Source organism: Caballeronia sp. LZ003 (assembly GCF_031451465.1).
Lineage (GTDB): Bacteria > Pseudomonadota > Gammaproteobacteria > Burkholderiales > Burkholderiaceae > Caballeronia.
This window is the reverse complement of sequence record NZ_JARUXJ010000003.1, coordinates 1-15,618: the sequence shown is the minus strand read 5'-3', so window position 1 is coordinate 15,618 and position 15,618 is coordinate 1. Positions and strand designations below refer to the sequence as shown.

Genomic DNA, 15,618 nt, shown 5'->3' with positions numbered 1-15,618 from the left:
TGAATCAGCCGCGACCGACGAACGGCATCTTGGTCGCCATCACGGTATGGAACAGTACGTTGGCTTCGAGCGGCAGATTCGCCATGTAAAGCACCGACTGGCCGACGATCTTCACGTCCATCATCGGTTCGATGGCGGTCTCGCCGTTCGCCTGCGGCACGCCGCGCGACATGCGCTCGGACAGATCCGTCAGTGCGTTGCCGACGTCCACTTGACCGACCGCGATGTCGTACTTGCGGCCATCGAGCGATGCGGATTTCGTCAGTCCGCCGACCGCGTGCTTGGTCGCCGTATAGGCGGCCGAATTCGGACGCGGCGCGCTCGCCGAAATGGAACCGTTGTTGATGATGCGGCCGCCTCGCGGTGTTTGTGCGCGCATCGTCCGGAACGCCTGTTGCAGGCAATAGAACATGCCGTTCAGATTGACGTTCACCACGCCTTGCCATTGCTCGGGCGTCCATTCCTCGAACGGTCCCGGCGGATTGCTCACGCCCGCGTTGTTGAACAGCAAATCGACGCGTCCGAAGCGCTCGACTGCCGCCGCAAAGAGCTTTTCGACCGATTGCGGATCGGAGACGTCCGTCGGAACGGCAAGCGCGCGTTCGCTTGCGTCGGCTTCGCCGATGACCGCTTCGAGCGGCGCCGCGCGTCGGCCCGCGAGCACGACCGACCAGCCGTCGCCGAGTAGAGCAAGCGCCGCCGCACGGCCGATGCCGCTCCCTGCTCCGGTGACGATGGCAATGCGCTTCTGCTGATTCACTGCGTCGGACATGTCGGCGTTCTCCTGTTGTGGTGCGCGCGCACCCTTGTGAGTGCATCACGCGATTGGAAGAACATTATCGACGAATGCGGAGACAAGCGCGGCGCTTTTCAGCGAGCGCTTTCAAAGACGTTTCAACGATTACTCGATGCTTCCGTCGCCACCGTGCGCGCGGTGTTGCGCATGTTGCTGCCATCGCAGAAGACGACGGTCATCATCATCGGCACGACTTCATGGACGATTGCGTTGCTACCGGACTCGCGCACGCGATCCTCGACCGTATCTTTCGCGCCGAGCACGACGACGCCGTAAGCCGAGTCGTTGATCGGACGGCCGTTGCCCTGCTTGAACATGGCATCGCCCTGTTCGTAGCCGAGCACGGCATATACGCGAAACCCGTAGGCCGTGAGTTCGCTGCCTTGAGTCGGCTTGAACGCGTTGACCGAGTTGGCTTCGACGCGCATCGGCGCGGCGTCGATCGAGCGGTCGTCGCGCAGTGGTGCGATGAAGCGATGCGCGCTGGATTGGCAGTCGAGCTGGCTTTCGAGCGGACGGGCAGTCGAGAGGCCGGGTATCAGCGCGCCGGCGAGAGCGGCAAGGACGGTAAGCGTCGCGAAAGGGACGGTTTTCATGGCAGCAGCAATTCAACGGTTGAGTTGATCGACACGACATGGACTACGTTTTGTGTAACGCAATAAGCAAGCCAATTTTTTAGTTCGTCTTTGTTTGCGGTTGCCTGGGCGGTGAGTCGTGACGGTGGTGTGCGCTAACTGCTTGTCTTCGCTGTGGTTTTTACAATTGCGCGTGTAGTTGATTCGTGCGGTTTTGTAAGCGCGATTGAATTGCTTCGATACCCGATGTGTTTGGGTTTGGACGACAAAGTTGCATGTGCAACGACAGTCGGCCCGAGTGCGCGTCGGCGAAACAACGGGACCTTTGGATAGAAGTAATTGCAAGCGCCCAGGCCCGCTAATGATGCGAGCTGTTGATTACCATCGGCTATATTGAGCAATTCTTTTCTTCTGGAACCAGCATGACTTCTTTAGTTGATTTTCCGATCACCCAGAAGTGGCCAGCACAACACCCCGAACGCATTCAGCTTTACTCGCTACCGACGCCCAATGGCGTGAAGGTGTCGATCATGCTGGAAGAGACAGGGCTGCCTTACGAGCCGCATCTCGTGCGATTCGATACCAACGATCAAATGTCGCCCGAATTCCTGTCGTTGAATCCGAACAATAAGATTCCCGCGATCATCGATCCGAACGGTCCGAACGGTCAACCGCTGCCGCTTTTCGAATCCGGGGCGATTCTGATTTATCTCGCCGATAAAAGCGGCCAATTCGTTCCGGCAGACCCGGCGCAACGCTACGAAGCCATTCAATGGCTGATGTTCCAGATGGGCGGTGTCGGCCCGATGTTCGGCCAGGTCGGATTCTTCAATAAATTTGCCGGCAAGGAATACGAGGACAAGCGTCCGCGCGATCGCTACGTCGCCGAAGCGAAACGCCTGCTCGCAGTCCTCGACAAACACCTCGCCGGCCGCGACTGGATTTCGGGGAATGATTACAGCATCGCCGATATCGCGACGTTCCCGTGGATTCGCAATCTAGTCGGATTTTATGAAGCGCGCGATCTCGTCGGTTTCGACGATTTCGCGAACGTAAAGCGCGTGCTCGATGTGTTCCTCGCGCGCCCGGCGGTTCAACGTGGACTAGAGATTCCGAAGCGCGTGTGATCGTTGGATTTTTGCTTGATCAACCGTCGCTGACGATATTGCCGAAATCGTGCGGAAACGGTTAAGGGCGAACGCGCGTGCCAGTCGCAGCTTTTTGACACGTTAGACGCGTTCGCTGGGACAGGTCCACAATGTGGGGCATCGCGCGAAAATCAGACGTCGGGTTAAAAGCGTTTTGCATCAACAGTTTGCACCGACGTTGCTCAGGTTATCCACAAGCTTGTCCAGTGCGGATGTGGATAAAAAGCGAAGCGCGCCTTTTCAATGCGACCGTTTCGGGAGCCGGCAACCCATGAATGTTATTTTCTGTTCCCAAACCGCGACGCGGCCCGGCCGCCGATTCGCCGTTGCCGTGCTTGCGTTGATTTGCGTGGTCGCTCATGCGGAAACGCAGTGTCCGGGTTACGTCGAAACCGGCGCCGGCAGCGCGTTCGATCTGGCTGGCATCATCAAGGACACCGGGTCGCCGCAACTTGCGCTGGATCGGGTGCGCAAAGCGGTATCAAAAATCGATGCGGGCGGCGGCTGCTCGATATTCGCCAACACTCATGCGTGTGAGGAAACGCTCAACCTTGCGCATAAGGCAATCGACGCGTTGCAGACGTGTTCATCGACGTCGGCGCCGAAAGGCACATCGCACGGTTGAGAAAATCGCGGACGAAAAAAAACGCGCCGCCAAAACTGGCGGCGCGTTTCGATGCCTCAACAGCCCTTAAAACGATCAGCGATCCAAGAAAGGACGCAGCTTGTCCGCGCGGCTCGGATGCATGAGCTTGCGCATTGCCTTGCTTTCAATCTGGCGAATACGCTCGCGCGTCACATCGAACTGCTTGCCCAATTCTTCGAGCGTGTAGTCGGACGCCGTATCGATACCAAAGCGCATGCGCAGAACTTTCGCTTCACGCGGCGAAAGCGCATTGAGCGCATCGTCGATTGCGGCGCGCATATTCGCGTGCACGGCCGCATCCGCCGGCGATGCCGCGCCTTGGTCCTCGATCATGTCACCGAGCGTCGCGTCGGCATCTTCACCGACCGGCGTTTCGAGCGACACAGGTTGCTTCGCAATCTTCAGGATGCCGCGAATCTTCTCTTCCGGCATTTCCATGCGTTCCGCGAGCACCGACGGATGCGCTTCCTGTCCCGTCTGCTGCAGGATTTCACGCGAAATGCGGTTCAGCTTGTTGATCGTTTCGATCATGTGAACCGGCACGCGAATCGTGCGCGCCTGATCGGCAAGCGAACGCGTCACAGCCTGACGAACCCACCAGGTTGCGTACGTCGAAAACTTCCAGCCACGACGATATTCGAACTTGTCCACTGCCTTCATCAAGCCGATATTGCCTTCCTGAATCAAGTCGAGAAACTGCATGCCGCGGTTGACGTACTTCTTCGCAATCGAAATCACGAGACGCAGATTTGCCTCGATCATTTCACGCTTAGCCTGACGCATTTTCAACTCGGCAGCCGTCATCTGACGATTGATCTGCTTGAGCTGCTTGAGCGGCAATGCAACACGCGCTTCGATGTCGATGAGCTTTTGCTGTTCAGCCTGAATGGCCGGCAAACTGCGCTCGAGCGACGCGCCGTATTGACGCGAAGCCGCCGCCGTGCGCGCCGTCCATTCGAGATCGGTCTCGTTGCCCGGGAACGATTCGACGAACTTGTCGCGCGGCATGCCGCAACGATCTACCGCGATTTGCAGCACGCGACGCTCGATCTCGCGAACTTGCGCAACCTGCTGCTGGACGTCCGCGCACAAACGGTCGATGGTCTTCGCCGTGAAGCGAATGGAACCGAGCTCGCGTTGAATCTCCGCGCGTGCCCGTTCGACGGCCTTCGAAGCCGCGGCGCCTGAACTCTTCGGACTGCTTGCTTGCTCGGCAAGGTCGCTCACGCGCGCGAAAACTTCCAGGCAATCCGCTTTGAGTTGCTTCAAACGCGCTTCATTCGATGCAGCGGAATCGCCGCCTTCGAGGTCGTCTTCGGAATCTTCATCGTCGCCGGATTCTTCGGTGTCCGTATCAATCTCGGACGTGTCCGATGTATCGGATGCCGAAATATCTTCTTCTACCGTATCGTCTTCCTTCAGACCGTCGACGAGTTCGTCGATCTTGATCTCGCCCGATTCGACCTGAGCCGCGTCCGCCAGAATGGTGGCGACCGTGGACGGGCACGCAGCGATGGCCTGAATCATTTCATGCAAGCCATCTTCAATGCGCTTCGCAATGGCGATTTCGCCAGCGCGCGTCAACAGTTCGGTTGCGCCCATTTCACGCATATACATGCGAACGGGGTCCGTCGTGCGGCCGAACTCGGAATCGACGGTTTGCAGCGCGTTCTCGGCTTCTTCTTCCGACTGTTCATCGGCGACGACAGCAGGCGCGTTATCGCTCAAGAGCAGCGTTTCAGCATCGGGCGCTTGCTCATACACCGCGACGCCCATGTCGTTGAACGTGCTGACAATGGTTTCCATCGCCGCCGTTTGCGCGAAGTTGTCCGGCAAGTGGTCATTGATTTCGGCGTGGGTCAAATACCCCCGCTCCTTGCCCAACTGAATGAGCGCGCGCATTTGGCGCTGACGCTCCTCTTCCTGCTCCGCCGTCGTGGGGACATCGGGCTGCATCGTGCCGGTCTGGCCCTTACCCTTCCCTGCCCGTCGACCCGCGGACCTGCGCGCCGGCGCGACAATATCCAGCTCCGAATCTTCCCGATCAAAACTTGCCATACTTTCTCCTCGACAGGTTTGCTCGACGATGACAGGTCCGTGCGCGAGCGAAAAGGCTCGCTGACTTTGGTAGGCATTCGGCGCACGCTTTTCGCTGCCGAGACTGCTGACTCTATATGGACGGGTGGCTGAAAATCGCTTCGAGCAAAATGCACAGTCCCGTCTAGTTCGACGTACTGCACCTTCCATTCGCCCTAGCGGGCGCAACCTTAGACTATATCAGCATTCGTTACGATGTGGGCTGTTTTTTCAATATGCCAGCTTGGGCCCTAACATAGCCAGTGTCGGCGACAAGACTCGAGATTCGCGTATGCGCTGGCACTTGTTCGATGCTCGCCTTTTCGATGACGGACGCACTGTTCAACGCTCTTGGCAGTCCATTTGGCCCTCCGGCCTGTTTAGCAAGTATGAGCAACTTCAGCGCTTTCAAGCGCGACTGCGCCGCGTGCGAGCAAGTCGACGTCTTTAGGTCATGCGTGTCATCGATTTGAGATTTAGAGCGCGAACCTTGCGCTGGCGGCGCATCAGATCTGTGCGGAACGATCTTCCCGGCTTTGATGGCCGCGAGGAAGTCGGTCGCCCAGGCGCCTGCCCTAGTGCGGGGGTGTCGCTCGTTGCGATGATGCGTGGTGACGGATTTTGCGTCCTCAGAAACGAGGAATGTTCTTGCTCCGTCATGGCTCACAAAAGATTGACCGGCAAGTTCGGCAGAAGCTCTTTGCAGTTCGATGTCGCGAGCGATTCGAGTTTTCTTCTCAACGTTTCCTTCGTGAATGGTCCGCACGCGGTAAGTAAAGTCGACGGGGGCACGAAGGAGTGCCCGAAGATAGCTGATCGGATGCTTCGCCCGTTGGAGGTGTTTCCAGGAGGCTTCGACCACATCGGACAGACGCTTGGCGTGTTCGGACGCTTCGCGCATGAGCCGGAAGATCAGGAAATGACGAAAGCCCAGACCGCGCAGGCGTTCGAGGTCCGCGGGGAGCTTTCCTGGTTGTCTCTTTTGACTAGTAGGGTATAGATCCTTATATATAGCGCCGTCTGCCACGGTGGCAGACGGCGAAACCAAAGAAGAAGGTTGCTCGCGGTTTGATTTCCGTTCGTTTGGATTTTGAGCATTAGTTGTCGTATCGCTACCTGACTCAACAAGACCTAGAAGGGTAACGACCTTTGGTGTGAGATGTAGGTAGGCACGTCCGAACAGCCCAGCGGCGCCGTAGCGAGTCTGCGGAGGACGTGTAATTAAGGCCTCCTTCTCCAAATCCTCAAGGCTTCGATAGAACGTACGCATGGACTGCATTGCGCGGCCGGTTAGCAATTCACGGCGAGCGAAGATTGCCGCGTAGGGACGACGTGCGTCGACAGTGCGAGCCAGAGCGGCGAGTAAGGCTCGAGCGCGGGCAGGCAGTGCGGCGAGATGATTCGCTCGGTGAGCGGCTCGAAAGATGACCCAGGGAAGATTGGACCGATCGCAAGCGTAATCATCGAGCGCTTGTTGGTCCGCAAAGTTCTCGGATGGTTCGTGTTTTTCGAGGCGAGAAAAGTCCTCGCCTGCAACGGAAAGTTGCGCGATATGCATGTCAAGTACATCCATTTTTGGAAATGGAGGACAAACGCTTGACTGCCGATCGCGATCCGCTAAACTTCGATCTGTGTACTTCGTGACCCGATTGGCGTCGGGAAGCGGACCGGGCGAGCAGCAGTTGAGCCCGAATTCAAAAGCCTTCGGTTGGCGCCGAAGGCTTTTGTCTTTCTAACGCAAATTACTTACATCGTTGCCTCGCGTTTATATTTTTCAAGTGATTGATTATTAACGAGTTTCTAGTAGGCTCATCGGTTGGCGCCATCTGAGCTACAAGTAACTCGTTGATTTAAAAATAAAATCTAGTAGAGCCTCAGCTTCTTTCGGTTTCGGTCAACGTCTTGTTGATGAAATCTGCAATTCGTTGCCCCCATTGCTCGGCGTCACCTGCGTCGTTCTCGAAGAATCGAACTCCGACTACGCCGTTCCTCGTTGAGACCTCGCAGACCTTTCTCCGTCCCGCACGAACGACAGTAGTACTAGGTGCGATCGCCTTAGGCTTCTCCGCCGCCAGCGCCACTGCTTTGTCTTGCGTAAAATTTTCGTCATCAATCAATCGGCGAATTGCTTCAACGACTTTTTCCGCTTTGCCTGCCTCAGTTAAAGCGGCGAGCTTTTGCGCAGCATTGCTGCCGAGTCTTTCCGGCTTTTCCGCAAGCGCCGCTTTCGCAGCCTCTGGCAGAGCGTCGAACGAAAAAATGCGGGTAACGTGGCTTTTGCTAAGTCCCGCGCTCTCCGAAATTTCGGTGCGCGAAAGCCCGCTCAGCTCCTGCAGGCGTTTGAAATTCCAATACTTCTCGAAGTCGGTCAGAGAAGGTGAAAGCAGGTTCGAGAAGAACGCCGCAAATTCAATTTCACCTTCTTCGATCGACGCCACGTTAGCGCGGATAGTGTTGCGACCAAGCTCGCGATATGCGGCCACACGATTGTGACCGGCCACGATCTCATAACGCCCATCGGTCAGCGTGCGCACCAAAATTGGCGTCGCTAGAGCGTGCTGGGAAAGGTTGCTCTTCAATTCCTGGAACTGTTCGCTGGTCAGCTTCCGCCGACGCCCGCTAACCTCGATCAGCGCGTCGAGCGGTACTTCCAAAGCGGCCCGCTCTTCGAGTTGCGTTTCCAATTCCTTGATACGCGCCTGCGCCGTGTTGATGCGATGCTGCGCGTCCATCAACCTTCCGGGTGACGTCCGCGCCTCCGTGCTCGTGACACGCGGCTGATTTGGCTCGGCCGGCTTGGTTCCAATGTTTGCGGTCTTTGCCAGCAGTCTGTCGCCGATACCCATTTAAGCCTCCGATTGATTCCAGGCGCGGACGAACTGCGCGTCGAGATGTTCGGCGAGCCGATCGAGCGGCTCTTTGAACCGGTTGTACGCGGCAGTGCTTCCGTCGGGCTTCGACAAGTCATAGACCGTGGACAGCTGAGCAGAAGCGCCCTTCGGTACCGTCGACTCGGGAATCTCAAACGGAAGGACGCGATCGCCATAAGCTTTCTGAAGCCAGCCGCGCACGACGCGCGACACATCGTCGGACTTTGCCTTGGTCAGAATCACATTGACGAAGTCGAAGCGCTTCTGTTCGAGCACGCCGGGCAGTTTCTTCGCGATGTCCGCGAACAGATGCCAGAATTGTGTAGAGCTCGCAAAGTCGAGTGCTTCGGGCGGGCAGGGCAGCAAGATTGCGTCGGAGGCGAGCAGGGCGTTGATCGTGAGGTAACTAAGCGCAGGCGGCGTGTCGATGACAACGGCGTCATACTCCGCCGTCAGCGGCAACAGGCCTTTGCGCAAAATCTCCCAAAACTCGAACGTGCTGTCGTTGAGAACCTTGGCCGGAATCTCGAACTCGGCGTCAAACAAGGACGATGACGCCGGGACGAGATCCAGGTTGTGCCAATAGGTTTCCTGCACCGCGTAGTGCAGCGTTTGCTGATCGCCGTATATAAGTGGAAGAAGCGTCTGATCGTCGGAGATCTCCGCATCCGGTGCCCAGCCGCAAAGCTGCGTAGTCGTGCCTTGCGGGTCGCAATCGATTACCAGCACGCGCCGCCCGAGCAAAGTGAGCGCTTGGGCGGCGGATACTGCAGTGGTGGTTTTCGCAACACCACCTTTGAAGTTCGCGACAGTAACGATACGTCCGCGTTTACCCTCGGGTCTTCGCGCTCGCTCCTTGGTCGCCCGAATCCACGTCAACGTTTCTTCAAGCGTGAACTCCTTGCTCCGGCCGGCGCCTTTCGACGTTCCAGCGGGAAGTTCACCCTTGGTCGTGAGGTACTGAAACCGCTGCTTATCGACTCCGCAAAGCGAGGCCACCTGAGCACTCGTGAAAGTCGGCGCGCTTTTGCGGGGATACGGCTCCAGCATTGCGTCGCGGATCTGATTAAGAATGTCAGTGGCTTGGGCGGCCACTCCCAAGAGCGTCTCGATTGAGACGGATTGATCGACTTCGGGAAGCCGAGCGCTTAGCATTGAATTCGCGGTCACTGGCGGGCCTGAGTAGGCTATAGATTCTTCGGTTTGTGGAAAACATGCTGCAAACCGAAGAATAAACGGCCAACCGGTAAACCTCAAGTAAACTCTGAAGTTGTTTTATCCCGAAATCGGGCGTTTTTACAACACGACGTTTACTTGACGGGCAGCGAATCAGTCGACAAGGGCCCTTGAGCGGCGAATGTTGCCCTCCGAATCAATCGTTCGACGCCTAGTAGTTTGGACGAATCCTGATTTTCCAGGTAAACCTTCGTCGTCGAAAGTTTCGAATGACCCAAGTTAGCGCTAACCTCCGGTAACGCTGCGCCGTGTACGAGCGCATGAACGGAGTGCGTGTGTCGAATCCAATGAGTGCTGGCCTGTGCGAGGCGCTTCCCGGAGCCGGGAACATGACCGTCGGCGAGAGCGGCCGCATTTGCGAACACCCGCTTGAACAGTTTGCCGATGCCATCCGGCCCAAGCGCACTGCCGCCGCGAATCTGCGCGAGAATTGGCGTGCCTTCTGGACAGGCCAAGGGATCAGACAAACCGCGAAGCGCCAGATTTTCAATCAGCGCTTCCGCAACGGCCGGCGGCAAAAACACAGTTCTTGGTTCGCCGCGCTGACGCGCGACGCTTACTCGCCAGATCGGACCGGCAACGCCGGAAAGCCGTCCGACCGACAGCGCGTCCGTGGTCGCTGCGGCTAGTTCTCCCCGACGCATGCCGGTGGCATACGCCAAAAGCAGCGCCAGGCGGTCACGATGCTCGGCGAAACCATAGACATCGCGCGATACCGACTGCAGCACAATCTGCCACTGATCCGTATCGAGTGAGCGGTCCACGGCGTCGAAGACCGGCGGCTCGGCCACACGCGTCTGTCCAATAAACGGGTTTGTCGCCAGATACCCCTGCGCCTCTAGCCACGCGCCCATCGCGCTTAAAATTGCGCGCGCGGATTCCCGGCTTCGATCAGAAAGTGGCCCGGCAAAAGGCCGCCAGCTCGAAAGGCATCGATCGACGCGACCTTTTGCCACCCAGCGCGCGGAAGGCTGCGGATTCGGTAAAAAAGCCGTGATGTACTCGTTCCAGTCGGCCTCGTCTAAAGACGACATCGGCTTGTGTTTTTCCACCAAGGCCCAGAGCAGCAACCGTTCTGCTTCCCGGCGATAAGCCCTTTGCGTGTGCGCGCTGGCCGTTCGCGCGGCGAGCCACGCGTGGATTGCCTGCAGATCCGTGCCAAATTCTGACGGCCGCCGATTCGTCCCCTTCGATCCATCGAGCGCCGCAGGAACTCGCAGCGCTTCGAGCGGGACAATCCGAAGCGTCTCGTCCCGCGACCCAGTCCATTCCGAACCTCGTGCCAATGCGTCACTCGGCCAATCGCGCCGCGGCACGAGAGCCAACGGTGAAAAAGTATGACGAAGCGCGTGCGCGTGAAGCTGCAACCAGTCCACGATTCGCTGCGCGCCTTTCGGCCCGAGTCGCGGAACCACCGTGTACCAGCGCTGGCGCCGGGTTTCGATTAGCGAAACGACATCGCCGACGGTAGAAAGCCCAGCCGCTGCGAGCCGCGCGGTCACAGCCGGTTCGAACCAGCCATCCAGTGGATGATCCTGCCGTGGCTCTTGCGCGAGACTTGCCTCCATTCGCGATAGCGCGTCGGTCTGCCGCCGTCGCAGCCGGAGATTGCGAGAAGCCCGCCGATCCAGCGCCGGTGTGGCTCCGGGCGGATATTCTTCCTCGTAGAGCGCTAGTAATTCGGCTTCGCTATAGACGCCGTCGGGGTCGATCCGCTCACGGTATTCATCGAGCGATGGCGTGTCCTGCGTTTGTGGCGGCTCGAAAAGCGGGATACTGCCCGGCCGCAACCGTAAAAGGTAAGCGGCGTCGGTGTCGTGCGCGCGTCGGGCCAGCACGGAAAGCGTGTCGCGCAACGTGACGATAAGCCGACGCGTGGTACGGACATCCGTACCGGCATCGCCATAAGACGCGTGAAGTTTCGCCTCGGAGACGCCATCTAAATAGCCGCGATACAGCGCAAAGTGTTGGCGAGTCAGGCGGCGCGTGGGCGAAAAGCGGGGCGTGTCCGCAGCCGGATTGGTTATACTCGCCGGGTTAGCTGTTGCCATCCTGCTTGATTTCCCTTTGTATTCAACAATTTGCGGGAAGGTTATCAACCAGCTTCGAATTTGACAAGGAAAGTCGCACAGTCTGATAAGTAGATTTATCAGACTGTGCGATTCGAAGACCAGCGTCGAGTGTACCGTCAGCTTGAATGTTCAATTCGCAAAGCGCATATTTCCAGCACGTTCATATCGGACTTTCAGGAGAGACGTGCCGATGCGCGAACCCAGACGCCCCGAGTTGAAGCAATCGGGAGAGGACGACGCTCCCCGCCCGAGTCTTCCGGAGGTCTTCGCGTCGGTGCGCGTGCCGGTGGGCGGATGGTGGTTCAGGCGCTTTCTCGCTTTTGCCGGGCCGGGCTACATGATCTCCGTCGGCTATATGGATCCGGGCAACTGGGCGACGGACATCGCGGGGGGATCGCGCTTCGGCTATACACTGCTCGCCGTCATCCTTCTTTCCAATCTGATGGCGATTCTTCTGCAATCGCTTGCCGTGCGCCTCGGCGTGGCGACCGGCCGCGATCTGGCGCAGGCGTGCCGCGATCATTATTCGAAACCGGTGAATCTCGCACTTTGGCTCGCCTGCGAGGCGGCGATCATCGCGTGCGACCTGGCCGAAGTCATCGGCACGGCCATCGCGCTGAAGTTGCTGTTCGGTATTCCGTTGATCGCCGGCGCGCTCGTCACCGCGCTCGATGCTTTCCTGCTGCTCTTCCTGATCAACAAGGGTTTTCGCCTGCTCGAAGCGTTCGTCATCGTGTTGCTCGTCGTGATAGCAGGCTGCTTTGCCTTGCAGATCGCCGCAGCCGCGCCACCTTGGGGCGAGGTCATGCGCGGCTTCGTGCCATCGACGGAAATCGTGACGAATCGCGAAATGCTGTACGTGGCCATTGGCATCCTCGGCGCGACGGTCATGCCGCACAACCTGTATCTGCATTCTTCGGTGGTGCAGACGCGCGCGTTCGGCGATTCGATTCCCGCCCGCCGCGAGGCGATCCGTTTCGCGACCATCGACAGCACGATCGCGCTGACCCTCGCGCTCTTCGTCAACGCGGCGATCCTGATCGTGGCCGCCGCCGTGTTCCACGCGAAGGGCCATTTCGAAGTCGTCGAGATCGAGGAAGCGTTCCGGCTTTTGTCGCCGCTTTTGGGTTTCGGCATTGCATCGACCTTGTTCGCGGTCGCGCTGCTCGCGTCGGGCCTGAACTCGACCGTCACCGCGACGCTCGCCGGCCAAATCGTCATGGAAGGTTTTCTGCGACTGCGCATTCCGAACTGGGCGCGACGGCTCATCACGCGAGGTCTTGCTATCGTGCCGGTCATTGTCGTTACCGCGCTGTATGGAGAGAAGGGCACGACGCATCTGCTCGTCCTGAGTCAGGTGATCCTGTCGATGCAATTGCCTTTTGCCGTCATCCCGCTCGTCCGATTCGTTTCGGACCGACGCAAATTGGGTGTCTTCGTCGTTTCGCGCTGGACCGCCGCGCTGGCGTGGCTGGTTGCGGCGGTGATCGTCGTGCTCAACGTGAAACTGCTCGTCGATACCTTCTTCGTTTGAACGCGCCACGTCCTCTATATAGATAGAACGGCCGAGTAGTCGAAATGGCTTAAGGACGGAGTGATGGCACAAAGCCTTCCAACGACCATCTATCAAAGACGAAGTCCCTGAAAACGCCGACGCGATAGATTCTTCAGCATGCTTTGCTTAAATGAAACCCGTGCACTAACCTGACCTTTGCACCGTGGTAGCAGGTGAGTCGGTCGTTGGCGTGCGTGCAACTCTCCGCATCCACGCCAGGAAAAACGAAACAGTCGGGGCGTCGGAAAAAACATGAACTGCTTGAGGCCCGCTGTTCACCTGACGCCGCTCGTTCGAGGGTTATCGCTCGCGTTCGGTGTCTTTTGTCTTTCGCGCGCGCTGCCGGCTCTGGGCGCATGTGATAACAACGCACCGCAATCCGGCGAGACGGCTACGTGCGATACCCGCGTGCCCAATCCCTCGACCTCGCCGGTCATGGCGGTTTCAGGCAGCGTCAACGTGACGATCGAAGTGTTGCCCGGCGCCGAACTCGATGTCGGTAGCAACAGCGGCATCCTCATCCGCGACACGAGCCTCGCAAGCAACAGCGGCACGCTGCTGATCAACGCTGGCGGCGCCAATGCCATGACCAGTCAAGGCATTGGCGCTGGACGCAATACGCTGCTGAACCGCGGCGCCGTCTTTACCGCCGGCTCGGGCGCAGCGGGCATCTTCAACTCCGCTGCCGCGGTCACGATCCACAACGAATCGACGGGCGTCATCCGCACGAACGGTGCGAACGCCGCAGCGATGATCGACTCTCAAAGTTCGGGCAGCGGCACGCTGATCAATGACGGAGGCGTCGCGACGAGCGGCGCGAACTCGTACGGCATGGCCGCCGTGACGCATGGCGATTCCCTCGTGAACAACGGCACGATCACGACGACCGGTGCATTGGCGCACGGCGTCTTTGTCAACGCCAGTGCGGGCGGCAACGTCATCACGAACAATGGCGCGATCGACGTGTCGGGCGATGGCGCGCATGGCATCGCTTCGCTCGATGCCTCGCCAGGCGCAATCACCATCACCGGCTCGATCACCGCGCGCGGCGCTGGCGGAACGGGCGCCTCCGTCACCGGGCGCGTGTCCTTCGTGAATGCGGCGGGCGCGAGCATCGTGAGTCAGCAGGCAAGCGGGATCGCAGCGAACGGCGGCGGCACGCTCGACAACGCCGGCTCGATTCAAGGCGCGACCGGCGTGACGATTGCCAACGGAGCCGAGACGATCAGCAACTCCGGGACGATTCGCGGCGACACCGGTGAGGCCGTCGTGGCGAACGGGCGCATCAACGTGTCGATCAGCAATACGGGCGTGATTGCCGGAAGCGCGGGCGTTGCCGTGCGCACCGATACCGGAAGCGACACGTTCAACATGAATGGCGGAACGGTCACGGGACAGGTTCGCCAGGGCGATGGCATCGACGCCTTCACGATGACGGCGGGCCAGGTCGATTCGCTCGATCAAGGCGATGGACGCGACACGCTCACGATGTCCGGAGGACGCATCGTCGGCGTGTTCGCGAATGGCGATGTTGCGCAAATCACGGGCGGGCGCATCGGCACAGCGGACCTGAACATCGGCAACAACGTCTTCACGATGTCCGGCGGACAAATCGATGGCAACGTCACCGCCGCCCAGAACGACGACACTTTCTCGCTTTCGGGCGGGACGATTGGCGGACGGGTCGATCTCGGCAGCGGCACGAACAAGCTGACCATCACGGGCGGCACGATCGGTCAGGGCGTGACGACGACAAGCGGAGCGGACACGCTCGCCTGGAGCGGCGGCGCGATCAGCGGGCCGGTGTCGCTCGGCGCGGGCAACGACACTGCCACGATTCGCAATCTGACCGATGCGACATTCGCCGCGACGACGCGCATCGACGGCGGCGCGGGCATCGACGCTTTGACATTCGACAATTCGCAAGTGAGCGGGCTGAACCGCTTCGTCGGTTGGGAGACGATTACTGCATCGAATGCAACGCAACTCACGTTCGATGCAAACGGCCTGACGCTCGGCGATACCACGACCGGCGCCGGATTACTCGATCTCGATGCGACGAGCACGATTTTGGCGGGCGGGATCGGGCGCGTGGCGATCCAGCCCGCCGTCGCCGGACAACTCGTTACGCTGAACAACGCGGGAACGATCGACCTGACGAACGGCGGGCCGAGTATGAGCGATGCGTTCGTCGTGAATGGCAACTACACGGGCAACAACGGCCGGCTGCTGGTGCAGAGCGTCGTAGGCGCGGACGGCGCGCCGAGCGACAGACTCGTGATTGCGCAAGGCGTGGGCGCCGGGACGACTTCGATTGGCGTAACTAACGTCGGCGGCGCTGGCGGGCTCACGGCGAACGACGGGATCCAGGTCGTGCAGGCAACCAACGGCGCGACGACATCGGCGGGCGCGTTCACGTTGGCGCATCCGGTAGCGGCGGGCGCTTTCCAGTATTACCTGTTCAAGGGCGGTGTCAGTGACGGAACGGCTGACAACTGGTATCTGCGGTCGAGCGTGCCTCCGGCTCCGGTTACGCCCACGACACCGACACCGACACCGACACCGACACCGACACCGACACCGACACCGACACCGACACCGACACCGACACCGACACCGACACCGACACCGACACCGACACCGA

Annotated in this window: 10 protein-coding genes and 1 pseudogene; 4 read left to right on the top strand and 7 right to left on the bottom strand. The window is 59.3% G+C overall.

All coding sequences use genetic code 11. The annotated features are described in order from the left end of the window. Positions 1–4: 4 nt before the first annotated feature. Positions 5–772: an SDR family oxidoreductase gene (locus tag QCE79_RS18105; RefSeq protein ID WP_244829871.1), complete on the bottom strand. Its 768-nt coding sequence runs from the start codon at positions 770–772 to the stop codon at positions 5–7. Positions 773–894: 122 nt separating this feature from the next. Continuing rightward, positions 895–1,392, bottom strand: coding sequence for a hypothetical protein (locus tag QCE79_RS18100; RefSeq protein WP_250494383.1), 498 nt, complete (start codon positions 1,390–1,392; stop codon positions 895–897). Positions 1,393–1,793: 401 nt separating this feature from the next. On the opposite strand from QCE79_RS18100, the gene QCE79_RS18095 reads away from it, so the two are divergent. After that, entirely contained in the window at positions 1,794–2,498 is a 705-nt protein-coding gene (locus tag QCE79_RS18095; RefSeq protein WP_309846614.1) for a glutathione S-transferase N-terminal domain-containing protein, read from the top strand. A gap of 292 nt (positions 2,499–2,790) precedes the next feature. Continuing rightward, a complete protein-coding gene (locus QCE79_RS18090; RefSeq protein WP_309846612.1) occupies positions 2,791–3,144 on the top strand; it encodes a hypothetical protein in 354 nt (117 codons plus the stop codon). 75 nt (positions 3,145–3,219) lie between these two features. Here the strand turns inward: QCE79_RS18090 and rpoD are convergent, their stop codons facing one another. The 5 genes from rpoD to QCE79_RS18065 all read right to left on the bottom strand — a co-directional run bounded on the left by rpoD (position 3,220) and on the right by QCE79_RS18065 (position 10,915). Next, entirely contained in the window at positions 3,220–5,223 is a 2,004-nt protein-coding gene (gene rpoD / locus QCE79_RS18085) for an RNA polymerase sigma factor RpoD (RefSeq protein WP_250510867.1), read from the bottom strand. 229 nt (positions 5,224–5,452) lie between these two features. Then, positions 5,453–6,799, bottom strand: coding sequence for a replication protein O (locus tag QCE79_RS18080; protein WP_309846609.1), 1,347 nt, complete (start codon positions 6,797–6,799; stop codon positions 5,453–5,455). 316 nt (positions 6,800–7,115) lie between these two features. Further along, complete coding sequence (locus QCE79_RS18075; RefSeq protein ID WP_309846605.1) at positions 7,116–8,087, bottom strand: ParB/RepB/Spo0J family partition protein; 972 nt, start codon at positions 8,085–8,087, stop codon at positions 7,116–7,118. After that, positions 8,088–9,266, bottom strand: a complete 1,179-nt coding sequence (locus QCE79_RS18070) for an AAA family ATPase (protein WP_309848244.1) — start codon at positions 9,264–9,266, stop codon at positions 8,088–8,090. It lies immediately after the preceding gene. Positions 9,267–9,421: 155 nt separating this feature from the next. Then, entirely contained in the window at positions 9,422–10,915 is a 1,494-nt protein-coding gene (locus QCE79_RS18065) for a phage integrase family protein (RefSeq protein ID WP_309848243.1), read from the bottom strand. A 694-nt stretch (positions 10,916–11,609) separates the two neighbouring features. Here QCE79_RS18065 and QCE79_RS18060 point away from each other — a divergent pair. Continuing rightward, positions 11,610–12,953: an Nramp family divalent metal transporter gene (locus QCE79_RS18060; protein ID WP_244829879.1), complete on the top strand. Its 1,344-nt coding sequence runs from the start codon at positions 11,610–11,612 to the stop codon at positions 12,951–12,953. A 273-nt stretch (positions 12,954–13,226) separates the two neighbouring features. Next, positions 13,227–15,618 (top strand): annotated as a pseudogene (locus tag QCE79_RS18055) (hypothetical protein); the annotation flags it as partial.

Bases quoted from the DNA above. Each gene is read 5' to 3' on its own strand.
- QCE79_RS18105 (WP_244829871.1), bottom strand. From the start codon at position 772: ATGTCCGACGCAGTGAATCAGCAGAAGCGCATTGCCATCGTCACCGGA.
- QCE79_RS18100 (WP_250494383.1), bottom strand. From the start codon at position 1,392: ATGAAAACCGTCCCTTTCGCGACGCTTACCGTCCTTGCCGCTCTCGCC.
- QCE79_RS18095 (WP_309846614.1), top strand. From the start codon at position 1,794: ATGACTTCTTTAGTTGATTTTCCGATCACCCAGAAGTGGCCAGCACAA.
- QCE79_RS18090 (WP_309846612.1), top strand. From the start codon at position 2,791: ATGAATGTTATTTTCTGTTCCCAAACCGCGACGCGGCCCGGCCGCCGA.
- rpoD (WP_250510867.1), bottom strand. From the start codon at position 5,223: ATGGCAAGTTTTGATCGGGAAGATTCGGAGCTGGATATTGTCGCGCCG.
- QCE79_RS18080 (WP_309846609.1), bottom strand. From the start codon at position 6,799: ATGCATATCGCGCAACTTTCCGTTGCAGGCGAGGACTTTTCTCGCCTC.
- QCE79_RS18075 (WP_309846605.1), bottom strand. From the start codon at position 8,087: ATGGGTATCGGCGACAGACTGCTGGCAAAGACCGCAAACATTGGAACC.
- QCE79_RS18070 (WP_309848244.1), bottom strand. From the start codon at position 9,266: ATGCTAAGCGCTCGGCTTCCCGAAGTCGATCAATCCGTCTCAATCGAG.
- QCE79_RS18065 (WP_309848243.1), bottom strand. From the start codon at position 10,915: ATGGAGGCAAGTCTCGCGCAAGAGCCACGGCAGGATCATCCACTGGAT.
- QCE79_RS18060 (WP_244829879.1), top strand. From the start codon at position 11,610: ATGCGCGAACCCAGACGCCCCGAGTTGAAGCAATCGGGAGAGGACGAC.